Below are 21,932 nucleotides of genomic sequence, written 5' to 3' on the forward strand. Positions count from 1 at the left end.
TCAGTCCGCGGGTGACGGGCTGTTCTGTTCGGTCAGGGTCTTGTCATCGCCGATGGCGATGGGCGTACCGTTGTCCAGTTTGATCTGGCCGGCAATCACGACCTGTTCGCCGCTCTGCAAGCCCTTGGTCACCAGCACCTTGCCGTCACGCCGCTCGCCGGTCTCGACGAAGCGCCGTTCGGCGATCAACAGCGGCTGGTCCTTGTCATCCATCTCGACACTGCCGTCGGCGGCTTTCTTTTGCGTGACCACGTACATGGAGTTGCCGTAGAGCGTGTAGGTCACGGCGCTTTCCGGCACGACGATGCCGGCGGCCACATCGGGCAGGATGACCTGCAGATTGGCGAACATGCCGGGCAACAATTTGCCGTCGGGGTTGGCGAGGGTGGCGCGTACCAGCACGTTGCGAGTGCTGTCCTCGACCTTGGGGTTGATGGCGCTGATGGTGCCGGTGAAGGCCTGGCCGGGGTAGGCCGAGACGCTGACGTTGATCGGCAGGGTGATAGCCAATCGAGCCACCGTCTGCTCAGGCACGTAGAAGTCCACATAAAGGCTGCTGAGGTCTTGCAAGGTCGCGATCACCGTGCCGCTGGCCAGGTAGTCGCCGACGTCCACCTGGCGAATGCCGATGGTGCCGCTGAACGGCGCGACGATGTGTTTCTTCGCCAACGAAGCCTTGAGCTGGTTGACCGTGGCCTGGTTCTTTTTCAGCTGCGCCGAGAGACGGTCGAATTCGCCCTTGGAAATTGCCTGGCTGCCCACCAGTTGACGGCCGCGGCCGAAGTCCAGCTGTGACAGGCCGAGGTCGGCCTGTGCGGTTTCCAGCAGGGCACTTTCGACTTCGCTGTCCAGTTGCAGGATCGGTTGGCCAGCCTTGACCTTCTGCCCGGACTCGAACTGCACCTTTTGCACGGTCCCGGCAATCTCCAGGCTCAGGTCAACGCCTTGCAGGGCCTTGAGGCTGCCAACGGTGGGCAGGCGAGACTGCCAGGGTTGCTCGGTGGCCTTGGCCACGGCGACGCTGACCGGCGGTTTGGGTGCAGAAAACATCTGGATTTGCTGGTAGATGGAGAAGGACTTGTAGCCCGCCAGCAACAGCACCACCAGCAGGACAACACCCAACATGATCAGCATGCGGCGTCGCAGCATGTTCCACTTCCTTGGAAAAGAGCCGAGAGGAGAAACAGATAGGCGGGCACATTACTCCGAGTGGGCGGTGTATTCCATATGCTGTTGGGCCTGTAATGCGTGGGATTATTCCGAAAAATAGGGAGCTGGGCTTCGATGGGCTTCGCTCCCCTCGCTCAGGCCAGATGCAAATGGTTGTCCCAGAGCCCCGCCGGCAGATCCAAGGGTTTTGCAACCAGTTGTGTCTGCGTGCAGTCGTAATAACGGCAACGGCCCTGGCCGGATGTCACGACAAACCCGTCGGCCACCGCACCCACTCCGGCGCAGTCCGGCAAGGGCGCGTCCAGGCGAATCTCGCCGCTGTCCAGGTCCCAGATGAAGAACCGGTTGCCCCGTGGCGCCGTCAGGGCCACCAGCCGCAAGTCGCTGTGCACGGCCACACTGGCGGTGTAGTGCCCCATGGCTTGCAACTGGCGTTCAGGCACTGGGAACGCTTGGAACGGTTGTCCCGGTCGCTTGATCGCCAGCAGTTGCGACGACTCGTAGGCGGCGCCCATGAACTGCTGGCCAGTGACGATGGTGCCGTCGCTGGCAATGCCCATGTGGCGCACGCTGTTCATCTGCTGGGGGAGGGTCTCCTTGCTCAACAGTGTGCCGTCTCTGCGCATCAGCACCAGGCTCGGCTCCATCGCATCGAGGTTCATCTCGACGCGACTTTCGGCCTCGGTGCGGATACCGCCGTTGGCCACCACCAAGGTCTCGCCGTCGGGCATCCACGACACTTGATGAGGGCCGATGCCGTGGGTGGAAATCTCACCACTGTGCGCCAGCCGCTCGCCCTCGAAGCGGTACACACCCAGCAGGCCGCGTCCCGGATCGCGGGTGTCGTTCTCGGTGGCATACAACCATTCGCCGCTGCGATGGATCACCGCATGGCCATAGAAGTGCCGGTTCGGCAATGAGCTGATGGTTTGCAACAGCGCACCGTCGCGCAAGTCGATCAGGTAGCTTTTGGTGCCTGGACGGCGGGCAACGAACAGCGCAATCGGCTGCGCTGGATGATTGATGATGTCATGGCAACGCTGGCCGACCTGGGTGGCAAACACCCGGGTGCCGTCCAGTCGATAGCCGACGGCGTAGTGCTTGCCGTCGCCATCGTCCCGTGCCGAAAGCAGCAGCGGACTCTTGTCCTTTTGCTTGAACAGCGTCCAGCCGCCCAGGGTAACGGCGCCCAGCAGCAAGCTGCCGAGCGCCAGAGCCTGACGTCGAAACATGATCAGTCACCGTCGTTGGCGTTGAAGCCCAGTTGAATGCCCAGCGCCTTGGCCAGTTCGCCTTCGTGCAGGCGATGGACGACGTTGAGGCTGTCATACAGGTCGTTGAGTTGTTGGCGCCCGGTATCATCGCTGAGCATTTCGGCCAGCGAGCGCTGGCTGCTGGCGAACAGTTTCAACGAGGCGTCGTAGGCGGCGTCGATCTTGTCGGCCAGCGGTTTCTGGTCACTTGGCAACAAGCCTCGCAGGCCTTTGTTGTCCACGCCGACCCACACGGTCCTGGCGGCGCTGAGGCTGGCTTCCAGTCCTTGCAGCGACGATTGGCTGCGCCAGGCATCGGCCTGGAACGGCTGCGGCACGCCCTTGCTCTGGCGGCCCATCGGCGTGCCGAGCTTCTTCTTCAGGGTGTCCAGGGCGGTGACCTGGACGCGCAGCAGATCGGCGATCGCTTCGTGGGAATCGGCATAGCGCTGGTTCGGGAATTTGCTCATCTGGGCGAGCATGCCGTCGTGGGTGTTCCAGCGCGACAGGATCTCTTCGGCGAGCTGCTTCTGGCGTTCGCCGATGGCGATGAGCAACGGGCAATACTTGGCTTTTTGCGTGCTGTCGGCCATGTCGATCTTGGCGTCGAACAGCAGGTATTCGTAGGCCGAAAGCCCTTGCACGACGACGCTGGACTTGGCCAGGCCGGCGGCGTCGATCTGCGGCTGGCTGTTGACCAGTTGCTCGACCTGACGGCCCACGAGGTTTTTCTTGTCTGGCCAGAACTGCACCTGCCAGGCGCGGTTGCCCTCGGCCAGCGGACCGATCAGCAACGGTTGTAGTTCGGCCCAGGCTTTTTGTGCCTTGAGAAAGTCGGCGCGGGCGCTTTCCAGGTTTTCCTTGCCCTGGCAGAACGCGAGGGCGCTGGTCGCCAACTGCCGATCGGCATCGACCCAACGGCTGTAGGTCGGCAGGATCACCTGTTTGGCAATGGCGGCCGACGTGACGGCTTGTGGGTCCTGGGGCGAGCAGGCCCCCAGGGCGATGGCGGCGAGGCTGGTGAACAACAGCTTGGGACGGAACATGTCGGGCTCCCGTTTCTGGAACGTACGTTTAAAGAGAATTGAGGAAGGCCAGCAACGCGGCGCGTTGCTCGGCATTGAAGGCTAAGACTTGTCGTTGCGCCGCCTGGGCTTCGCCGCCATGCCAGAGCACGGCTTCGAGCAGGCTGCGGGCGCGACCGTCATGCAGGAACTGGGTGTGGCCGTTGACGGTTTCGGTCAGGCCGATGCCCCACAGCGGCGGGGTTCGCCAGTCACGGCCGCTGGCCTTGAATTCGCTGCGGTTGTCAGCCAGGCCTTCGCCCATGTCGTGCAGCAGCAGGTCGGTGTAAGGGCGGATGACCTGGTTCGCCAGCTCCGGTTCGGCAGCGTTGGCGGCGGTGGTGTATGTGGGCGTATGGCAGGACTGGCAGCCGGCCTGGAAAAACAGGTTCTTGCCGGCCAGCACCTGGGGCGCATTCACCTCGCGACGGGCCGGTACGGCGAGGTTGCGGCTGTAGAAAAGTACAAGTCGCAAGATGTTGTCGCTGACTTCCGGCTCGCCTTCCGGGCCATTGCCATTGGGCGCTCGCTTGCAATCGACCTGGGCCTCGGTGCAGTCGTCGAAAGGCCGCAGGGTGGTGGTCAGGCCCATGTCGCCGGAGAAGGCGTGGACGTTCTGCTGATTGAGGTTTGGCTGTCCGGCTTTCCAGCCGAAACGCCCCAGCACGGTTTTCTGCTGCACATCGTCCCAGACCCGGTTGGGGCGCCCGGCGATGCCGTTGTTCTCCCGCGCCTGGGCCTCGGCATTTGCCAGGATGGCTTCGTCGGGGATGGCTTCCAGCAGACCCAGGCCGATCATTGGCGGGGCGACGCGGGCCGAAAAACGCGTGTCCGGGTGCATCGGGCCATAACCCAGCTGGGTAATCTGCAGGTTTGGCTTGCGCAGTTCCACGACGGTGCCGTCCTTGAAACGCACAGGGACGGGTGTGTAGTCGACCCGCACCTTGCCTTCCGGGGCGACGCCAGGTACGGACATGTCCTGCAACTGGCCGCCATACACTGGTTCTGGCACGACACCGAGTTGTTCGATGACCTTCGCATAGGACGGCGCATCGGGAATCGACAGGCGCACCAGCATCGACACCGCGTTGGCGGCATCTGGAGCCGGTGGGTGGCCGCGCCCGTCCTTGATGTGGCAATTCTGGCAGGCGTTGGTATTGAACAAGGGGCCGAGTCCGTCCCGTGCGGTGGTCGTCGAAGGGGCGATCACCCAGGGACTGCGGAAGAAACTGTTGCCGACGCTGAAATCCACGCGCCGCGAAGGCGGCAGGTTGGCCGAAGGCAAGGAGAAGGCGTTCTGATCGGCCTTGCGCACCGTCGCGCTGCCGCCGGACTTGGCTTCGCCGGGTTCGGCCTGGGTAAAACGCGGGGCGTCGTCGCAGGCACTCAGGCCCAGGGCCAGGAACAGTGCGCATAAGCGAAGAGACAACGACGGCATTGGGAATCCTGCGGGGACGAGTGAAACGCGGGCGCAAAGTCTAACAGGGCAGGGCAGTTTGAATAAGAGGAATTATCGTTTGGTTTGAGGGAGCAAGGTCCCTCGCCACAGCTCCATTTTAAGGTTGCACCACGGCCCCCGGCACCAGCGGCAGCTCGAGCGTCGCGATGAACCCGCCCTCCGGATGGTTGGCCAATACCAGCGCACCCCCGTGGCGTTCCGCCGCGCGGCGGGCGATTGCCAGCCCCAGGCCATGGCCGGCGGCGGTCTGGCCGGGGGCCCGGTAGAAGGGTTCGCCCAACTGGTCCAGGTGTTCGGCCTCCACGCCTGGCCCATGGTCGCGCACGCTGATCAGGATCCGTTCGCCCTGTTGCACTGCACGCATCTCCACGGGCTGCCCGCTCGGACTGAAACGCTGGGCGTTGCGCAGCAAATTATCCACAGCCCGCTCGATCATGGTCGGCCAGCCTTTAAGGGTGAGGTTCGGCTCCGCTGCCACCTGGACATGCTGTTCAGGCGAAGCCAGTTGGGTGTCTTTTTGCAGCGTGACCAACAGGGCGTTGAGATCGACCTCTTCGGCGCTGGCGTTGTCGGCATCGACCCGGGCCAGGACCAGGATTTCACTGATCAGCGCTTCCAGGCGATCACATTCGCGGGTCAAGCGTGGCCACAGTTTCTCCCGCTCCGCAGGATTGGCCCGTTCGGCGAGCGCCAGGGCGATGCGCAAGCGGGCGAGGGGCGAGCGCAGCTCATGGGAGACGTCTCGCAGCAATTGGCGCTGGCTGGCAATCAGGCTTTGCAGGCGCGCGCCCATGCGATTGAAGTCGGTGGCCAGTACACCGAACTCGTCCCGGCGGTTGGCCAGCTTGGCCAGGCTGTTTTGCTGGTAGGTGGCCTGCCCCAGATCATGCACCGCACCGCGCAGGCGACTCAGTGGACGGGTGATGGAGAAGGTCACCAACAGGCTGAACAGGGTCAGCACCACCAACGCGATCCCCAGTGCACTGAGGGGCAAGAGCAGGCTCTCGCGGTGCCAGGCGTCCAGTTCAGGATGGGGAATGCGGTAGATGAACAGGTATGTGTCGCCGGTTGTTGCGCTGGTGAACTCGTCGGTCAGCCGCCGCCAGGGCAGGCGCTTTTGCCGTGCCTCGAAGGCGGCGGCGCGAGGTGGGAAGGTGCCGCGCACCACCGGGTCACCGCTTTCGTTGAGCACTTGGACGTCGATTCGATATTGGCGCTTGCGTTGTTGCAGGATGTCCTGGGCGGCTTCTTCACCCTGGCTTTCATAGGTTTGCGTCCATTCCTCGGCCAGGGTGTTGAGACCCGGATGGCGGGTGAGAATCCATGCGTCCTGATTCAGCATGTGGCCCATGAGAATCGAAAGCCCTGCAACCAGGGCAATGGCCAGCCAGAAACTGGCCAGGATGCGCCAGAACAATGAACGCACGGATTTATCCTCACAAACCAGGAAAGCCCAACGGCGGTGTGCCGTTGGGCTGGGGGCGCTTCAAGGTATTATTGCGCTTTTTGCGGCTGTTGCGCTTTCCACGCCTTGAATTCAGCCCACTCGGCCCGACGCTCGGTCTGCTTTTTCTGGATCGCATCAAACTCTTTCTGTTGTTCAGGCTTCAACAGGCCACGGATCTGGGCATCGACCTTTTCGTGACGAGCCTGCATTTCGTCCTGCATGGCTTTCTGATCGGCCGGCGAGAGTTTGGCCAGGTATTTTTCGACCAGCTCGCGACGTTCGTGACGCTGCTCCCCCATGATCTTGCGGATCTGCTGGCGTTGCTCGTGGGTCAGGTCCAGCTGGCTGTACGGACCTTTGTCGTGCATCTGGCCGCCGTGGCGCGGTCCGTCCATCGGGCCCATCGGGCCGGGGCCTTCAGGCATGGCCATGGCGACGGTCGGCAGGGCGGCGGCGAACATCAGAGCGATAAGGGACTTGCGCATGGTGTTTCTCCTTGTCTCATTCCCGGTCAGTTCCGGATGTGTGCAGATTACGGAGATCAAGGTCAGCGGCGGTCAGGGGGGCGTAAAGCTTGGGTAAAGACGGTTTGATGCAGAGCTGACAAACAGCCTGCACAAACCCCGTGGCGAGGGAGCTTGCTCCCGCTGGGCTGCGTAGCGGCCCCCAGATTTTGCGGTTGCTGCGCAACCGAGCGGGAGCAAGCTCCCTCGCCACAAAAGCCCCGTTCGCCACAGTTAACCGTAGCGGCGGTGCATTGCTAGAGGCTGTAGTAGTAGCCCCGGCTACGCAGCGCCACGATCCGCGGCCGGCCGTCGGGGTGGGGGCCGATTTTCTTGCGCAGGTTGCTCACGTGCATGTCGAGGCTGCGGTCGTACAGGGTCAGCTTGCGGCCCAGGGCGAGCTGCGCCAATTCCTGCTTGTCCAGCGGCTCGCCCGGCTGCTTGAGCAATGCTTCGAGCAGGCGGCTTTCGGAAACGGTGAGGGTCTGTTGCTGCTCGTCGATGCTGACCACGCCGCGCACCGGGCTGAACGTCAGGTCGCCCAGTTCGATCTGGCTGGACACGGCCATCGGGTGGCTGCGGCGCAGCACGGCGCGCAGGCGGGCGGTCAGTTCCCGTGGGTCGCAGGGCTTGGCCAGGTAGTCATCGGCGCCCAGCTCCAGGCCAAGGATACGGTCCAACGGTTCACCCCGGGCCGAGAGCATCAGTACCGGCAACTCCGGGTGATCGTTGCGCAATTGCTTGAGCAGTTCCAGGCCGCTGCCGTCGGGCAGCATCACATCCAGCACCACTGCAGCAGGGGCGGTCTCGGCCAAGGCCTTGCGGGCACTTTGGCCGTCGTGACAGGCGCGGACCTGAAACCCTTCCTGGCCCAGCCAACTGCAGAGGAGCTCACACAGCTCCTGGTCATCATCTATCAGTAACAGCTCGCTCATGACTCACTCAATTTAGCCATTGCCGACGTTGTCTACGTCCACCGCTGGCAAAGATACCGCAGAGCAAGGCCAATAGCGCTACCCCGGCACCAATGACGAACCATTGCTGTTGATCGGTCAACAGGCGTGGCAGCGGGCTGGCCTGGGCTTCCTTGAGTTGCAGCTTCAAGCGCTGGTTTTCCTGGCGCAGCCGGGCCAGCACAGCGCTTTCGCGCTCGCTGTCGGCATTTTGCAGTTGTTTGCTCAGCTCTTCACGCTGGCGTTCACTGTCCTTCAAGCGTTGCTGCAATTCGGCGATCTGGCCGCCGGCGCTCAGGGATAACGGCGCCGAATGGCTGCCCTCGGCGCTTTCCTCGCCATGGGCGGGCGCTCCGATCGCCAACGATACCAACAACAGGCACAACGGACCTTTGCGCATTGCAACTCCTGAATTCCAATCGAGATTAGACAGGTTGTCGGCAGGCGCACGGGAAAAATGAGCAAATCGAGCGCAATGAGCCGCGCAGGCTCATTGCGCCAGGAGGGAGTTACGGCAGGACTTGCTTGAACGGCTTGACCACAACATCGGCGTAGACGCCGGCCGCCACGAACGGATCGGCCTTGGCCCAGGCCTGCGCGGCGGCCAGGGAGTCGAACTCGGCCACGATCAGGCTGCCGGTGAAACCTGCGGCGCCCGGATCATTACTGTCCACCGCCGGGTGCGGGCCGGCCAGCACGATGCGGCCTTCGGCCTTGAGCTGCTGCAGGCGCTCCAGGTGTTCCGGGCGGGCGGCCAGGCGTTTTTCCAGGGAGTTGGCGACGTCGGTGGCAATGATTGCGTAGAGCATGTCAGTCCTCGGTTTTTGGCGTGGTGGGTTCGGCATCGTGCAGGTGACGGGACAGGTAGATGCCCTGGCCGATCAGGAACAGCAAGGTCATGCCCAGGCTGCCGAAGACCTTGAAGTCGACCCAGTATTGCTGGAACGTGAATGCAACGAAGAGGTTGGCGGCGCCGCAGAACAGGAAGAAAACGATCCAGGCGATGTTCAACCGGGTCCAGATCACCTCTGGCAAGCTCAGGGCATGGCCCATGATGCGCTTGACCAACAGGCGGTCACCGATGAAGTGGCTGCCGATAAAGGCCAGGGCAAACAGCCAGTTGACCACCGGTGCTTTCCATTTCAGGAAGGTCTCGCTGTGGAAGGCCAGGGTCAGGCTGCCGAAGACAAGGCAGGCGATCAAGGTCAGCCACTGGCTTTTTTCCAGCTTGCGCTGGGAAACGAAGAGCGCGCCATAGACCACCAGGGAGCTGATGATCAGCACGGCGGTGGCGCTGTAGATACCGCCAACAGTCAACGAGTGACCGGCGATGTCGACGGTTCGTGGATCAAGTTTGTAGACGATGAAAAACAGCAGGAGCGGGATGAAGTCGATGAATTGTTTCACAGTGGCAGCCAGAAGCAGGATGTGGCGGCATAATAACAAACATCCTTGGCCGCGATAGGGCCAGCTGATTTGAGGTAACAAACTCTCGTGAATGTTGATTTGCACTGCCATAGCACGGCCTCCGATGGTGCCCTGGCGCCTGCGGTTCTGGTGGCGCGGGCGTTCGAGCACGGCGTGCGAGTCCTGGCCCTGACCGATCACGATACCCTCGAGGGCCTGGACGAGGCGCGCGGCGCCGCCACCGCGCTGGGCATGCAGTTGATCGATGGGGTCGAGCTGTCCTGCACCTGGGGCGGGGCGACCATCCATGTGCTGGGCTACGGTTTCGATGTGAATGCGCCGGCGCTGGTCCAGGCCATCGCACAATTGCGCGACGGTCGCTGGCTGCGCTCCGAGGAGATCAGCCGCAAGCTGGCCCTCAAGGGCATGCCCGGTGCGCTGGAAGGCGCCCGGCAAATCCAGCAGGCCCTGGGCGACAGCGGCAATGCGCCGGCCCGGCCGCATTTTGCCGACTGGATGGTGAGCGAAGGTTACGTCAAGGATCGCGCCGAAGCCTTCCGCAAATGGCTGGGGGCCGGCAAGCTGGGGGACGTCAAGCAGCATTGGCCCACCTTGGAGGAAACCGTCGCGACGCTGCGAGCCGCCGGGGCGTGGATCAGCCTTGCACATCCCTGGCACTACGATTTCACTCGCAGCAAGCGCCGCCGCCTGATAGCCGACTATATTCAAGCAGGGGGCCATGCCATCGAAGTGGTCAATGGCCATCAGCCGGCCGAGCAGGTCGGCAGCCTGGCGATCCTCGCCCGGGAGTTTGGGCTGCTGGTCACCGCCGGCAGTGATTTCCACGGCCCGGGGGGCTGGTCCGAGATTGGCGAATACCGCCCGTTGCCGGAAGATCTGCCACCACTATGGTGTAGATTCAAACATGATCCCGTTATCGCCGCCGTCTGAACAGGTAGAACACGTGAGTCAATTTTTCCAGATTCATCCGGAAAACCCGCAAGCGCGCCTGATCAAACAGGCGGTGGAGATCATCCGTGGTGGTGGTGTAGTGGTTTATCCCACCGACTCGTCCTACGCGATTGGTTGCCAGATCGGCGATAAAAATGCTGTGGAGCGGGTAAGACGCCTGCGCCAGTTGGATGACAAGCACAACTTCGCGCTCATCTGTAGCGACCTGTCGCAGTTGGGGCTGTTCGCCAAGATCGACACCGGCACCTTCCGCCTGCTCAAGGCTCATCTGCCAGGCCCTTACACATTTATTCTCAACGCCACGCGGGAAGTCCCGCGGCTGTTGCTGCACCCGAAAAAACGCACCATCGGCCTGCGTGTGCCGAGCCACCCGATTGCCTTGGCGCTGCTGGCTGAGTTGGGTGAACCGCTGATGAGCGTGACGTTGATCATGCCCGGCGAGACCGAGCCGTTGACCGATCCCTATGAAATGCGCCAGATACTCGAGCACCAGGTGGACCTGATCATCGACGGCGGTTTCGGCGGCATGTCGGCCTCCACCGTGATCAACCTCGCCGATGGCGAGCCCCAAGTGGTGCGTGTCGGCTGCGGTGATCCGACGCCGTTCATGGTCGAGGCCTGAATGTCCGCTGTTGAGACCGCCGTCGAAAGCGTCGACAGCCAGGCCGGCGCGCAACAGGAATTGCCCTTTGCCATGGTCTATGGCCAGGCGGTCCTGGAAATGCCCCTGGACCTATACATCCCGCCGGATGCGCTGGAGGTTTTCCTCGAAGCCTTCGAAGGCCCGCTTGACCTGCTGCTGTACCTGATCCGCAAACAGAACATCAACATCCTCGACATTCCCGTGGCGGAAATCACCCGTCAATACATGGGCTACGTCGAGCTGATGCAGTCGGTGCGCCTGGAGCTGGCGGCCGAATACCTGGTGATGGCCGCGATGCTGGCCGAAATCAAGTCGCGCATGTTGCTGCCGCGTTCGGCCGCGGTCGAAGAGGAAGAAGACGATCCGAGGGCCGAGCTGATCCGTCGCTTGCAGGAATACGAGCGCTTCAAGGCCGCGGCCGAAGGCCTCGATGGCCTGAACCGGGTCGGGCGCGACGTGGTGGTGCCCAAGCTCGATGCGCCTGAAGCGCGGGCGCGCAAGTTGCTGCCAGACGTGAGCCTGGAAGAGCTGTTGATGTCCATGGCCGAGGTCTTGCGCCGGGGCGATATGTTTGAAAGTCACCAGGTCAGCCGCGAAGCACTGTCCACCCGCGAGCGCATGAGCGATGTGCTGGAGCGGCTCAAGGGCGGCGGCTTCGTGCCGTTCGTCGAGCTGTTCACCGCCGAGGAAGGACGGCTGGGGGTGGTGGTGACGTTTATGGCAGTCCTGGAATTGGTCAAGGAATCCTTGGTCGAGCTGGTGCAGAATGAGCCGTTCGCAGCGATCCACGTGCGGGCCCGAGCCGAATAACGAGCAAATCAATGAATCTGACTGAACCCCGCGAGCTGGCGCCCTTGCTTGAAGCTTTCCTGTTGGCTTCCGGAAAGCCGCAATCGATGGAGCGCCTGTTCGAACTTTTCGAAGAAGGCGAGCGGCCCGAGCCGGCCGTGTTCAAGAAAGCCCTGACACTGTTGGGCAAGTCCTGCGAGGGGCGGGCATTCGAGCTCAAGGAGGTGGCGTCTGGTTATCGCCTGCAAATCCGCGAGAAATTCTCGCCCTGGGTCGGGCGCCTGTGGGAGGAGCGGCCGCAGCGTTACTCCCGGGCGATGCTCGAAACCATGGCGCTGATTGCCTATCGCCAACCCATCACCCGGGGCGAGATCGAGGATGTACGGGGCGTGGCGGTCAACAGCCACATCGTCAAGACGTTGCTGGAGCGCGAGTGGATCCGCGTCGTCGGCTATCGTGACGTGCCGGGCAAACCGGCGATGTTTGCCACCACCAAGGCTTTTCTCGATCACTTCAACTTGAAGAACCTCGACGACCTGCCGCCGCTGGCCGAGCTGCGGGAGCTGGAGCCAGAACCGATGCTCGGGTTCGACGACGCCCCGGTGCCTCAAAGCCTGCAAGCGTTGGCCGATGCCAGTGCCGAGCCTGAGGAGCCGAAGGAGGAGACCAGTTTCCATTCGTTGTTGCTGGAGCTGGACACCATGGAGGAGGGCCTGAAAACCGACTTCGACGATTTGCTGCGTGACGCTCCGGATATTGAGGACGGGACGGAACAACAGCCACAGCAAGTCGATGCAGTTGAACTTGCTGTCGAGCCTGAACCCGAACCCGAAGACGATATTCTCGGCGTTGCACAGGCACGGGAAAAGCTGCTCGCTGCGGTTGCCGCCCTCGAACCGCGCGAGCCCGAACCCGAGCTGAGCGACGAAGAGGCCGAGGCTCGCGCCCTGGCCGAAGCGATTGAAAACGAGCGTCGCCAGTTCGAAGATTGACCCGCTTGCCCATCCCGGGCTTGCGGCGTGACAGGAATTATCATGAGCGCCATCAAAGACCCCTGCATCAGCCTCTGCAAGTTCGACGATGATATTTGCATCGGCTGCGGGCGCAGCAAGCGCGAGATCAAGGCCTGGAAAAAACTCGACAAAGAAGACAGGCGCGTCGTACTCGCCGAAGCGGCGCTGCGCCTGATCAAGCTTGGCGCCACCGGTCGGCGGAAAAAGCGCTAAGCACTGTACGATCAGCTAGTCTCTGATGCGCGAAAGCCTCAACGAGCGTATGATTCGCGACCCTTTGGCGATCCCTTCGCCGAATGACCTGTTTTCAAAGCGTCAGGCCACGCCTGACCCGACCACACCGGGAGGTGCCCAGAAATGAAAGACCTAGACCAGAACGACAGCCAGGAAATCGGCCCAGCAGGCGAGAAGTTGCAAAAAGTCCTCGCCCGTATCGGCGTCGGCTCGCGCCGTGACGTGGAAGCCTGGATCACCCAGGGCCGCATCAAGGTCAACGGCAAAGATGCCACCTTGGGCCTGCGTGTCGACATGCACGACGCCATCACCATCGATGGCAAGGTGATCAAGCGCGAAGAGGCCGCCGAAACGGTGCGCCGCGTGATCATGTACAACAAACCCGACGGTGAAATCTGCACCCGTGACGACCCGGAAGGCCGTCCGACGGTGTTCGACAAGATGCCGCGTCCGAAAGAAGGCCGCTGGATCAACATCGGTCGCCTGGACATCAACACCACCGGTCTGCTGATGTTCACCACCGACGGCGAACTGGCCAACCGCCTGATGCACCCGTCCTACGAGATGGACCGCGAATACGCCGTGCGCGTGCGTGGTGAAGTCGATGACGAAATGATCGAGCGCCTCAAGGCCGGTGTTGTGCTGGAAGACGGCCCGGCTCGGTTTACCGACATCAAGCAGGCCCCAGGCGGTGAGGGTTTCAACCACTGGTACCACTGCGTGGTGATGGAAGGCCGGAACCGTGAAGTGCGCCGGCTGTGGGAATCCCAGGGCCTGGTGGTCAGCCGCCTGAAACGCGTGCGTTTCGGCCCGGTGTTCCTCAACTCCGACCTGCCGATGGGCCGCTGGCGCGAAATGACCCAGCAGGAAGTCGACATCCTGGCGGCCGAAGTGGGCCTCAAGCCTGTGGCAATGCCGCAGATGACCGCCAAGAGCAAGGACAAGCTGGATCGCATGCAGCGCAAGTCCTCGCGTCCGATGGGCAAGACCGAGCGCGTGCGTACCTTGCGCCCTGCTGCCGACGGCGCAGCGACCGGCCCGCGTCCTTCCCGTGAGCCGCAACTCGAAGGCGAACGCCCGGCCCGCAAGCCGGCGCCGCGCCAGGACGGCGAGCGCGGCCCGCGCACGCCACGTCCGGCCAACGGCCGTACCGAGCGTGGCACTGAGCGTGGCGAAGGTCGCGGCGCTCCGGCAGGTCGCGGCACACCGGTCGCCGACCGTCCGGCCGACACCAAGCGCCCGGCCAAGCCTGCACCGAAAAAGCGTCCGGGCATCATCCTGGCCGACCGTGACGCGCCATCAGGCAAACGCCGTGGCGCGCCGGCCGGTTCCGGCCAGCGTCCAGGGTTTGGACGCCGGAAGCCCGAGTGAGGCAGCTGTGAGTTTCTAGCTGCAAGCGGCAAGAAAAAACGCCAACCGTTGGGTTGGCGTTTTTTTTTGCTTGGCTGAATGATACGTTTCGGATAAGGCACACCCTCGGTGCCCGCTCTTTCTTGCAGCTTGCAGCTCGCAGCTCAAAACTGCCCCTAAAGCACAAACCGCCCATCAAACATCGGCTTATTGTCCAGCGCCAGCACACCGCCTTCAAAGATCAGGTCCAGATGATGGCTGCCCTTGGCCCCGCCGCCCAGCCCCAGGTGCAGGCCGCAGTGGCGTTCTTCGAAACCGGCATTGCGGGCGTACAGGCTCTTGACGCCTTCGTTGGTGCCGATTCCCAACTCCTCGATGCGCCGGTTCGATGGGTTGGCGTCCAGGTATCGGTTGAAATCGTGTTCCAGGCCCGGCACGTCGGTGGCAATTTTCTGAATGGTCGAATCTTCGATCCACAGCTCCAGCGGCGATTGCAGCACACCATATTTACGAGCGAACGGAATCGTGCTGAGAAACGTCCCGACGAATTTCACCTGGCCATTGATGGCGTCGCTGTGGGTAGCAATTTCGCCGGGGGCGAGGTCGTAGTTGCCGACGCCATTGATGTCGGTCCACTTCTTCACGCCGTTCAACGCCGTGTCGAAATATGAGCCGTAGCCATCTTCGAAACTCAAGGTCGCGGCTTGGGACATGCGGCGGATGAGGTGACTGTTGAGCCCGGCGATGCGTTGGGGGATGACGCTGAAGGTGTCGTAGAAATAGTCGCCGTAATCTTTGAACAGCAGCGATTTCTTCCAGTTGTCCGCCATCACGCTTTGCAGCGCACGGACAAAGTCCGGGCCGTCGGGACGTGGATTGGGCAGGGTGGAAGAGTCGTAGAAGAAAATGTACAGATCGCTCTCGGCAATGGCCTGTGCCAGGCGCTCGGTAGTTTCGAGATCCAGGCGCATGGCGCTGAACTGGAACGGCGAGCCACTGCCAGCCTGTTCGGCGATGGCACCGGTCAATGCTTCGTAGTCGGCGGTGTGGCCGAGCAATACCTTGGCGGGCTGGATGCCGGCCAGGGCGGGATGATGTTCGAGGTAGTAAAGGAAATGTGAGATGGCTCGTTGTGTGTCCATGCTTATTCTTCCCTGACGAATGATTGGCGTCCTGTTAGCAAAGTGGCGGAACCGACCGGCCGGATCAGCTCCGCCGGGTATCGCTTACAGAGGCCACATCGCCGTGCCGAACGGAACGACGGCGTCGGCTTGCATCATTTCGACGGCGGCTTCATGGGTCGGTGCCTCGAACCATTCATCCAGTTGCAGTTCGGTTTCCAAGTCTTTGTCCAGTGTTTGCATAGTGAATCTCCTAGATGACTTTTGCGGAAAACGCGGGCCGATTCGTGAGCAGAACCCGAGCGAACCGGCACCGCAAAAACTCGCCGGCACGATGCCGTGGCAAGTGGGGGAAAACCTAGTCGAGGGTTTTTTGGAATGCAAAAAAATAATCTATTTTTTTATTTTGAATTTTTTATTCCAATTTACGTGGGGGATTTACCCTTTGGAAAACAGTCATGTGGGCTTGTTTTTTTGTTAGGTAGCTACCTACCGTCAATTTGCGGTCATCCTTCGAAAACTTCCCGCATGGAAAGTCTACGTTACGGCTTGTAAAGGAATGCTGACGGTTTTGACCGTTGGAGCGGACCGGTATCGGCATTTGGAAGGGCTGTAAGAAAAAGCTGCCGGGTGGCCCGGCTTGACGCGTTTTTTTGCTACTTCGCAGCGCTTGTTTCAAGCCCGCGGGAAGGGTCAGATGCGCGCCAGACCTCAAGTGCGGGGTGAGACGCTGATCGGGTGGTGTCTGGCAGCGAGGGGACTGCAGTGTACAATGCGCCGCGTTTTACTGTGACCCTTCGCGTACCCACGCACTTTCAAGGTTATCCGCCTTGTTCACTCCGCCACGCCACAAGCGTGTCGGGTCCGATTTCGTCACAGATAAAAACAAATAGGTGACGCATGACCGTTGTAGAAAATACGCATTCTGGCGAGCTGAAGCGCGGCCTGAAAAATCGCCACATCCAGTTGATCGCCCTCGGCGGCGCGATCGGCACCGGCCTGTTCCTCGGCTCGGCGGGGGTGCTGAAATCAGCCGGCCCGTCGATGATCCTCGGCTATGCCATCTGCGGGTTCATCGCCTTCATGATCATGCGCCAGCTCGGTGAAATGATCGTCGAAGAGCCCGTCGCCGGCTCCTTCAGTCACTTTGCCCATAAATACTGGGGCGGTTTCGCCGGGTTCCTGTCGGGCTGGAACTGCTGGATCCTCTATATCCTGGTGGGCATGTCCGAGCTGACGGCGGTCGGCAAATACATTCATTACTGGGCGCCGGACATCCCGACCTGGGCGTCGGCGGCGGCGTTCTTCGTCCTGATCAACGCCATCAACCTGGCCAATGTCAAAGTCTTCGGCGAGGCCGAGTTCTGGTTTGCGATCATCAAGGTGGTGGCGATTGTCGGCATGATTGCCTTGGGCAGCTATTTGCTGGTCAGCGGTAACGGCGGCCCGCAAGCCTCGGTGACCAACCTGTGGGCCCATGGCGGATTTTTCCCCAACGGCGTGAGCGGCCTGGTGATGGCGATGGCGATCATCATGTTCTCCTTTGGCGGCCTGGAAATGCTCGGCTTCACCGCTGCCGAAGCCGATAAACCGAAAACCGTGATTCCCAAGGCCATCAACCAGGTGATCTACCGCATCCTGATTTTCTACATCGGCGCGCTGGTGGTGCTGCTGTCGTTGACGCCGTGGGACAGCCTGTTGACCACGCTCAATGCGTCCGGCGATGCCTACAGCGGCAGTCCGTTCGTCCAGGTGTTCTCGATGCTGGGCAGCAACACCGCGGCGCACATTCTCAACTTCGTCGTGTTGACCGCTGCGTTGTCGGTGTACAACAGCGGCACTTACTGCAACAGCCGCATGTTGCTGGGCATGGCCGAGCAGGGCGATGCGCCCAAGGGCCTGGCGAAGATCGACAAGCGCGGCGTGCCGGTGCGTTCGATCCTCGCGTCGGCGGCGGTCACGCTGGTGGCGGTGCTGCTGAACTACCTGATCCCGCAGCATGCGCTGGAGTTACTGATGTCGTTGGTGGTCGCGACGTTGGTGATCAACTGGGCGATGATCAGCTACTCGCACTTCAAGTTCCGCCAGCACATGAACCAGACTCGCCAGACGCCGCTGTTCAAGGCGTTGTGGTATCCGTACGGCAACTACGTCTGCCTGGCGTTCGTGGTGTTCATCCTGGGCGTGATGCTGTTGATCCCGGGCATTCAGATCTCGGTCTATGCGATTCCGGTGTGGGTGGTGTTCATGTGGGGGTGCTACGTGATCAAGAACAAGCGCAGTGCCCGGCATGAACTGACGATGGCGGCTACTGCCAAGTAAGCAATCTTGAAATACGACAAACCCGGCCAAGTGCCGGGTTTGTTGCATTAAGGCAAGACACCTGAAGATTCGGGGTATCCTGTGGAGCCTGATACCGGACACTTTCCATGCTGGTGATTTCCAACAACGTGCACCTCCCCGACGCGGAGATCGAGCTGACGGCTATCCGCGCCCAAGGCGCTGGCGGGCAGAACGTCAACAAGGTTTCGAGCGCCGTGCACCTGCGCTTCGACATTCCGGCCTCGTCCTTGCCCGAGTTCTACAAGGAGCGGCTGCTGGCGCTGCGTGACAGTCGGATTACCAGCGAAGGCGTGTTGATCATCAAGGCCCAGCAATACCGCACGCAGGAACAGAACCGCGCCGATGCCCTGGAGCGTCTGGTCGAGTTGATCCTCAGCGCCACCAAAGTCGAAAAGAAGCGCCGCCCGACCAAGCCGACCTTGGGCTCAAAAAAGCGCCGCCTGGAATCCAAGACCAAGCGCGGTTCGATCAAGGCCGGTCGCGGCAAGGTGGATTTCTAGTTCTTTTCCCGTTCTTGACGGTAGCGAGGTGCCTGGCGATACAGGTAGACGCTCAACGCCAGCCCGCCCAACGCCGCCAGCGCGGCGAACAGGAAGATCGAGGCAAAGCCGAACCCTGCGGCAATCGCACCGGCCAGCGGACCGGTGATGCCCAGCGACAAGTCGATGAACAGCGAATAAGCACCCACCGCCGCCCCACGACTGGAGGCCGGCACCAGGTTGACCGCTTCCACGCCCAGCGCCGGGAATACCAGCGAGAAACCAAAACCACTCAACGCCGCACCCGCCAGGGCCCACTGCGCATCCGGCGCCAACCACAACAGCAACAGACCGAGGGTTTCCACCGACAGGCAGGCGATCGCCACCCGGAACCCACCGAGACGGTTGATCAGGTTGCCGAACAGCAAGCGTGCGCCGATGAAGCTGGCGCCGAACAGGCTCAGGCACAGCACGGCGTTATCCCAGTGCTGTGTCGCGTAGTACAGGGTGATGAAAGTCGCGATGGTGCCGAACCCGATGGACCCCAGGGCCAGCCCGCAGCCGTGGGGAAGCACTCGTCCTAACACGTGCATGAAGGGCAGGCGTTCGCCAGAGACGATGGGCGCCGCGGTCTTGCGCCAAGCCAATGCCAGCCCCAGCAGGCCGAGCGCAATGATGCTGACGCCCATGCTCCAAAGTCCCAACGCATTGACTAGCCAAACCCCCAGCGGGGCACCGATCGCCAGCGCGCCGTAACTGGCAATTCCGTTCCAGGAAATCACTTTGGCGGTGTTCGCCGCCCCGACTCGACCGATGCCCCAGCCAATCGAACCCGAGCCCACCAGGCTTTCCGCACTGCCCAACACCAGGCGACCGATCAGCAGGCTGATCAGGCTGAATGTCGGCAGGTGTGGCGTCCAGGCAGACACCAGCATGAACACACCGCTCAGTCCGCAGCCGGCGAGGCCGAACATCACTGCGCGCTTGCTGCCCAGGTTGTCGATGATGCGGCCCGCATAAGGACGGCTGAGCAAGGTGGCCAAGTACTGGACGCTGATTACCAGCCCGGCGATCACCGCGCCGAAACCCAGTTCGCCATGGACGAAGCCGGGCAGCACGGCCAGGGGAATGCCGATATTCAGGTAGCCGATGAAAGTGAACAGGACGATGGAGACGACTTGCAGCGTGACCGCCAAGGGGCGCTGGGGATCTGGCATGGGTAAAAGGTCCACGGGGCAGCTGGATAGATAGGCTGCTTATGATAGCGGCGACCGTGGGGGTGGCGCCTGGAAAAGTAAAACTATTTGCCGGACGGCGGTTCGGTAGTGGGTTTGCCAGCGACCAGATGTGTGGTCACCAACGCAGCAAGGGCATTTTCCTCCGTGCCGAACCGAGCCAGCAGGGTGGCTTGTTTCTCGGGAGAAAGGCGGGTCCAGATATCGACCATTTTTTCCGCTGTGCCGATCAGCATGCTGGCCTGGGCTTCGCTGAAGGTAGGGGTGTCATCGGTCATGGTACGGGGCTCGGAATTCAGGCGGTGTGGAAAGCGCATCTTAGCGCTTTCCACACAGTCTGTTGGTGCGGGTGTATCAGTCGTCGCTGTCGGCCTGGCGGCGTTCAGTGGCTTGCGGCGGCTCGGGTTGCTGGGCGTCGGGTTGCCCCCCGGCTTGTAGCGTGGTCGTCTGCTCAGGTTCGTGCAGGCTTGGGAAGGGGAGATTAGGAATCTCGTGCATATCGCGCTCCTCGCAAAGTCTGTTGATCGATCGGGTAGATCCGCGCTTGTACAAAGCGCGGGCAGGATACCCCAGGAGAAATGACAAAAAGACTTTTAAATCCCGATGCGCGACAAAAGGGATTGTCTGGACAAGTCATGACCACCGGGGAAAAACGACGCCGCTACCGATGGTCGCCAAGGCTCAAGAACACTGGATGCGGGCCGATCCCATGTTCATATCTTCCACGCTCAGTTGCGACAGTGGACCCTGGACATGGAGGTCCTTTATTTGAAGAGATCGATTGCATGTTCCTACAAAAATCCCTGAGAGCCCAGATCCTTGCCTTGCTGACGGGTAGCCTGCTGGCGATGCTGTTGATCGCCCTGGCGTCCTTTCATTTCCTTTCCGATGGCATTCACAATTATCGCAACCTGATTGATGGCCCGTTGCGTGCGTCGCAATTGATCGACGAGGCGAACCTGCAATTCAAGGTCCAGGTCCAGGAATGGAAAAATGTGCTGCTGCGTGGCAAGCAGCCGGCGGACCTGGATAAATACTGGAAGCAATTCGAAGACCGTCAGCGCGATGTCCAGGGCATCCTTGGCGACTTGATCAAACACGACGGTGTTGCGGCGCAGATCAAGACGCGCATCGAACGCCTGCGGGGCGAACATGCGCAGCTGGGCGCGGCCTATCAGAAGGGCCGTGATGCGTTCGTTGCGGCAGGCGGCGACGCAGCAGCGGGTGACGCGGCGGTCAAGGGTGTCGACCGTGCGACCAGTGAGCAGATGAGCGAGCTGGTGGTCGAGCTGCATAAACTGGGTGATGAACAATCGGCGCTGATCAATGCCGGTGCCGATCGCACGATCATGCTGGGCACTGTGATCATGCTTGTCTCGGGGCTGCTGGTCTGGCTGCTGAGCCTGTGGCTGATCAACCGCAACCTGGTGCAGCCCATCCGTAACCTGATCGAATACGTGACTCAACTGAGCCGCGGGCGTTTTGGCGAACGCGTCACCAGCACCCGCCAGGATGAGTTGGGCGACCTGGCCCTGGCGGCGAATACGCTGCGCGATTTCCTCGCCGAAACCTTCACGCGCCTGCAACGCAGTGCGACGGAGCTGGACAGCGCCAGCGGTGAGCTCAATGCCATCGCCAGCCTGATGAGCCAGGGGACGAGCGAACAATTCGAACGCACCGATCAGGTGGCGACGGCGATGAACGAAATGTCCGCCACCGCCCAGGAAGTCGCCCGCCATGCCGCCGACGCCGCTCGGGCCGCCGATGAGGCCGATCACTCGGCGCAACAGGGCGAGAAGGTGATGCAAGGCACCATCCACACCATCACCCAGATGCGCGGCGAAATCGCCAACACCGCCACGGTCATTCGTCGCCTGGAAACCGACAGCGGTCGCATCGGCAAGGTGCTGGAAGTCATTCGCGGAATTGCCGAACAGACCAACCTGCTGGCCCTCAATGCCGCCATCGAAGCCGCTCGAGCCGGTGAGGCAGGGCGTGGTTTTGCGGTGGTCGCCGATGAAGTACGCAGCCTCGCCCAGCGCACGGCGTCGTCGATCATCGAGATCAACCAGATCATCCAGACGGTGCAAACCGGTGCGGTGGACGCGGCCCAAGCCATCGAAAGCGGGCAGTCGCGCAGCGAAGAAAGTGTCGAGCAAGTGACCCAGGCCGGCGAGATGCTCGAACGCATCACTCATGCGGTCGAAGCGATTCGCGACATGAACCGCCAGATCGCTACGGCTGCGGAAGAGCAGACCTCGGTGGCCGAGGACATCTCGCGCAACCTGACAGAAATCACCTGCATTGCCAGCACCAACCTGGACAACGTGCAGCGCACCGAAGCGGCGAGCCGGGATCTGCACGGGTTGTCCGGGCAGTTGAATGAAGTGACGGCGCGGTTGAGTGCCTGAGAGCGTTGACCTGTTTGCAATAGGGTCTGATTAACACCCGTGGCGAGGGAGCTTGCTCCCGCTGGGCTGCGTAGCAGCCCTAAAGC

The 21,932-nt window shown here is 61.7% G+C and carries 24 protein-coding genes; 9 read left to right on the top strand and 15 right to left on the bottom strand.

All coding sequences use genetic code 11. The features are described from left to right. From J3P82_RS06770 to J3P82_RS06815, 10 genes are all read right to left on the bottom strand, one after another. On the bottom strand, window positions 1-1,149 hold the full coding sequence (locus tag J3P82_RS06770) for an efflux RND transporter periplasmic adaptor subunit (RefSeq protein WP_434561704.1): 1,149 nt from the start codon (window positions 1,147-1,149) through the stop codon (window positions 1-3). Between the two features lie 155 nt (window positions 1,150-1,304). Then, window positions 1,305-2,402, bottom strand: a complete 1,098-nt coding sequence (locus J3P82_RS06775; RefSeq protein ID WP_434561706.1) for a DUF1513 domain-containing protein — start codon at window positions 2,400-2,402, stop codon at window positions 1,305-1,307. A gap of 2 nt (window positions 2,403-2,404) precedes the next feature. After that, on the bottom strand, window positions 2,405-3,469 hold the full coding sequence (locus J3P82_RS06780; protein WP_434561708.1) for an imelysin family protein: 1,065 nt from the start codon (window positions 3,467-3,469) through the stop codon (window positions 2,405-2,407). Window positions 3,470-3,497: 28 nt separating this feature from the next. After that, complete coding sequence (locus J3P82_RS06785) at window positions 3,498-4,925, bottom strand: di-heme oxidoredictase family protein (protein WP_434561710.1); 1,428 nt, start codon at window positions 4,923-4,925, stop codon at window positions 3,498-3,500. A gap of 118 nt (window positions 4,926-5,043) precedes the next feature. Continuing rightward, window positions 5,044-6,372 (bottom strand): ATP-binding protein, encoded by a 1,329-nt coding sequence (locus J3P82_RS06790; protein WP_434561712.1) that lies wholly within the window; start codon window positions 6,370-6,372, stop codon window positions 5,044-5,046. A 68-nt stretch (window positions 6,373-6,440) separates the two neighbouring features. Continuing rightward, window positions 6,441-6,878, bottom strand: a complete 438-nt coding sequence (locus tag J3P82_RS06795) for a Spy/CpxP family protein refolding chaperone (RefSeq protein WP_434561714.1) — start codon at window positions 6,876-6,878, stop codon at window positions 6,441-6,443. A gap of 275 nt (window positions 6,879-7,153) precedes the next feature. Then, complete coding sequence (locus J3P82_RS06800) at window positions 7,154-7,831, bottom strand: response regulator transcription factor (RefSeq protein WP_434561716.1); 678 nt, start codon at window positions 7,829-7,831, stop codon at window positions 7,154-7,156. A 7-nt stretch (window positions 7,832-7,838) separates the two neighbouring features. Continuing rightward, complete coding sequence (locus J3P82_RS06805; protein ID WP_434561718.1) at window positions 7,839-8,249, bottom strand: translation initiation factor 2; 411 nt, start codon at window positions 8,247-8,249, stop codon at window positions 7,839-7,841. 109 nt (window positions 8,250-8,358) lie between these two features. Next, window positions 8,359-8,658, bottom strand: coding sequence for a YciI family protein (locus J3P82_RS06810; RefSeq protein WP_045156716.1), 300 nt, complete (start codon window positions 8,656-8,658; stop codon window positions 8,359-8,361). Between the two features lies 1 nt (window position 8,659). Further along, a complete protein-coding gene (locus J3P82_RS06815) occupies window positions 8,660-9,256 on the bottom strand; it encodes a septation protein A (RefSeq protein WP_434561720.1) in 597 nt (198 codons plus the stop codon). 87 nt (window positions 9,257-9,343) lie between these two features. On the opposite strand from J3P82_RS06815, the gene J3P82_RS06820 reads away from it, so the two are divergent. From J3P82_RS06820 to rluB, 6 genes are all read left to right on the top strand, one after another. After that, window positions 9,344-10,207 (top strand): PHP domain-containing protein, encoded by an 864-nt coding sequence (locus tag J3P82_RS06820; RefSeq protein ID WP_434561722.1) that lies wholly within the window; start codon window positions 9,344-9,346, stop codon window positions 10,205-10,207. 13 nt (window positions 10,208-10,220) lie between these two features. Beyond that, complete coding sequence (locus tag J3P82_RS06825) at window positions 10,221-10,850, top strand: L-threonylcarbamoyladenylate synthase (protein ID WP_053124883.1); 630 nt, start codon at window positions 10,221-10,223, stop codon at window positions 10,848-10,850. A gap of 132 nt (window positions 10,851-10,982) precedes the next feature. Beyond that, window positions 10,983-11,681: a segregation and condensation protein A gene (locus tag J3P82_RS06830; RefSeq protein WP_434563734.1), complete on the top strand. Its 699-nt coding sequence runs from the start codon at window positions 10,983-10,985 to the stop codon at window positions 11,679-11,681. An 11-nt stretch (window positions 11,682-11,692) separates the two neighbouring features. Continuing rightward, entirely contained in the window at window positions 11,693-12,652 is a 960-nt protein-coding gene (gene scpB / locus J3P82_RS06835; protein WP_434561724.1) for an SMC-Scp complex subunit ScpB, read from the top strand. A 42-nt stretch (window positions 12,653-12,694) separates the two neighbouring features. Then, the gene (locus J3P82_RS06840) at window positions 12,695-12,886 is read left to right on the top strand and encodes a DUF1289 domain-containing protein (protein WP_434561726.1); all 192 of its coding nucleotides are present in this window, start codon (window positions 12,695-12,697) and stop codon (window positions 12,884-12,886) included. A gap of 144 nt (window positions 12,887-13,030) precedes the next feature. Beyond that, the gene (rluB, locus tag J3P82_RS06845; RefSeq protein ID WP_434561728.1) at window positions 13,031-14,278 is read left to right on the top strand and encodes a 23S rRNA pseudouridine(2605) synthase RluB; all 1,248 of its coding nucleotides are present in this window, start codon (window positions 13,031-13,033) and stop codon (window positions 14,276-14,278) included. 155 nt (window positions 14,279-14,433) lie between these two features. On the opposite strand, the gene J3P82_RS06850 is transcribed toward rluB, so the two are convergent. Further along, window positions 14,434-15,399 (bottom strand): leucyl aminopeptidase, encoded by a 966-nt coding sequence (locus tag J3P82_RS06850; protein WP_434561730.1) that lies wholly within the window; start codon window positions 15,397-15,399, stop codon window positions 14,434-14,436. Window positions 15,400-15,483: 84 nt separating this feature from the next. Next, on the bottom strand, window positions 15,484-15,621 hold the full coding sequence (locus tag J3P82_RS06855; protein WP_042729498.1) for a hypothetical protein: 138 nt from the start codon (window positions 15,619-15,621) through the stop codon (window positions 15,484-15,486). A 657-nt stretch (window positions 15,622-16,278) separates the two neighbouring features. Here J3P82_RS06855 and J3P82_RS06860 point away from each other — a divergent pair. Both J3P82_RS06860 and arfB read left to right on the top strand, forming a co-directional pair. Continuing rightward, window positions 16,279-17,700, top strand: coding sequence for an amino acid permease (locus tag J3P82_RS06860; protein ID WP_434561732.1), 1,422 nt, complete (start codon window positions 16,279-16,281; stop codon window positions 17,698-17,700). Between the two features lie 107 nt (window positions 17,701-17,807). Continuing rightward, window positions 17,808-18,221 (top strand): alternative ribosome rescue aminoacyl-tRNA hydrolase ArfB, encoded by a 414-nt coding sequence (arfB, locus tag J3P82_RS06865; protein WP_186612293.1) that lies wholly within the window; start codon window positions 17,808-17,810, stop codon window positions 18,219-18,221. Here arfB and J3P82_RS06870 read toward each other — a convergent pair. The 3 genes from J3P82_RS06870 to J3P82_RS06880 form a co-directional block, all read right to left on the bottom strand. Beyond that, window positions 18,218-19,417, bottom strand: a complete 1,200-nt coding sequence (locus tag J3P82_RS06870; RefSeq protein ID WP_434561734.1) for an MFS transporter — start codon at window positions 19,415-19,417, stop codon at window positions 18,218-18,220. The two genes, arfB and J3P82_RS06870, sit on opposite strands and share 4 nt — an antisense overlap. 83 nt (window positions 19,418-19,500) lie before the next feature. Then, on the bottom strand, window positions 19,501-19,752 hold the full coding sequence (locus tag J3P82_RS06875; protein WP_434561736.1) for a hypothetical protein: 252 nt from the start codon (window positions 19,750-19,752) through the stop codon (window positions 19,501-19,503). A gap of 37 nt (window positions 19,753-19,789) precedes the next feature. Further along, window positions 19,790-19,933 carry a hypothetical protein gene (locus J3P82_RS06880; protein ID WP_434561738.1) on the bottom strand — a complete coding sequence of 48 codons (144 nt, stop codon included), beginning with the start codon at window positions 19,931-19,933 and terminating at the stop codon, window positions 19,790-19,792. 287 nt (window positions 19,934-20,220) lie between these two features. Between J3P82_RS06880 and J3P82_RS06885 the strand changes: the two genes are divergently transcribed. Next, entirely contained in the window at window positions 20,221-21,846 is a 1,626-nt protein-coding gene (locus tag J3P82_RS06885; RefSeq protein ID WP_434561740.1) for a methyl-accepting chemotaxis protein, read from the top strand. Window positions 21,847-21,932: the final 86 nt, after the last annotated feature.

The sequence above is a fragment of the Pseudomonas sp. Z4-20 genome (genome assembly GCF_051131955.1).
Taxonomy (GTDB): Bacteria; Pseudomonadota; Gammaproteobacteria; order Pseudomonadales; family Pseudomonadaceae; genus Aquipseudomonas; species Aquipseudomonas marvdashtae.

Coding starts and splice junctions, on each gene's coding strand:
- rluB (WP_434561728.1), top strand. CDS start 13,031: ATGAAAGACCTAGACCAGAACGACAGCCAGGAAATCGGCCCAGCAGGC.
- J3P82_RS06785 (WP_434561710.1), bottom strand. CDS start 4,925: ATGCCGTCGTTGTCTCTTCGCTTATGCGCACTGTTCCTGGCCCTGGGC.
- scpB (WP_434561724.1), top strand. CDS start 11,693: ATGAATCTGACTGAACCCCGCGAGCTGGCGCCCTTGCTTGAAGCTTTC.
- arfB (WP_186612293.1), top strand. CDS start 17,808: ATGCTGGTGATTTCCAACAACGTGCACCTCCCCGACGCGGAGATCGAG.
- J3P82_RS06775 (WP_434561706.1), bottom strand. CDS start 2,402: ATGTTTCGACGTCAGGCTCTGGCGCTCGGCAGCTTGCTGCTGGGCGCC.
- J3P82_RS06875 (WP_434561736.1), bottom strand. CDS start 19,752: ATGCGCTTTCCACACCGCCTGAATTCCGAGCCCCGTACCATGACCGAT.
- J3P82_RS06850 (WP_434561730.1), bottom strand. CDS start 15,399: ATGGACACACAACGAGCCATCTCACATTTCCTTTACTACCTCGAACAT.
- J3P82_RS06860 (WP_434561732.1), top strand. CDS start 16,279: ATGACCGTTGTAGAAAATACGCATTCTGGCGAGCTGAAGCGCGGCCTG.
- J3P82_RS06880 (WP_434561738.1), bottom strand. CDS start 19,933: ATGCACGAGATTCCTAATCTCCCCTTCCCAAGCCTGCACGAACCTGAG.
- J3P82_RS06840 (WP_434561726.1), top strand. CDS start 12,695: ATGAGCGCCATCAAAGACCCCTGCATCAGCCTCTGCAAGTTCGACGAT.
- J3P82_RS06800 (WP_434561716.1), bottom strand. CDS start 7,831: ATGAGCGAGCTGTTACTGATAGATGATGACCAGGAGCTGTGTGAGCTC.
- J3P82_RS06780 (WP_434561708.1), bottom strand. CDS start 3,469: ATGTTCCGTCCCAAGCTGTTGTTCACCAGCCTCGCCGCCATCGCCCTG.
- J3P82_RS06885 (WP_434561740.1), top strand. CDS start 20,221: ATGTTCCTACAAAAATCCCTGAGAGCCCAGATCCTTGCCTTGCTGACG.
- J3P82_RS06870 (WP_434561734.1), bottom strand. CDS start 19,417: ATGCCAGATCCCCAGCGCCCCTTGGCGGTCACGCTGCAAGTCGTCTCC.
- J3P82_RS06810 (WP_045156716.1), bottom strand. CDS start 8,658: ATGCTCTACGCAATCATTGCCACCGACGTCGCCAACTCCCTGGAAAAA.
- J3P82_RS06805 (WP_434561718.1), bottom strand. CDS start 8,249: ATGCGCAAAGGTCCGTTGTGCCTGTTGTTGGTATCGTTGGCGATCGGA.
- J3P82_RS06795 (WP_434561714.1), bottom strand. CDS start 6,878: ATGCGCAAGTCCCTTATCGCTCTGATGTTCGCCGCCGCCCTGCCGACC.
- J3P82_RS06855 (WP_042729498.1), bottom strand. CDS start 15,621: ATGCAAACACTGGACAAAGACTTGGAAACCGAACTGCAACTGGATGAA.
- J3P82_RS06770 (WP_434561704.1), bottom strand. CDS start 1,149: ATGCTGCGACGCCGCATGCTGATCATGTTGGGTGTTGTCCTGCTGGTG.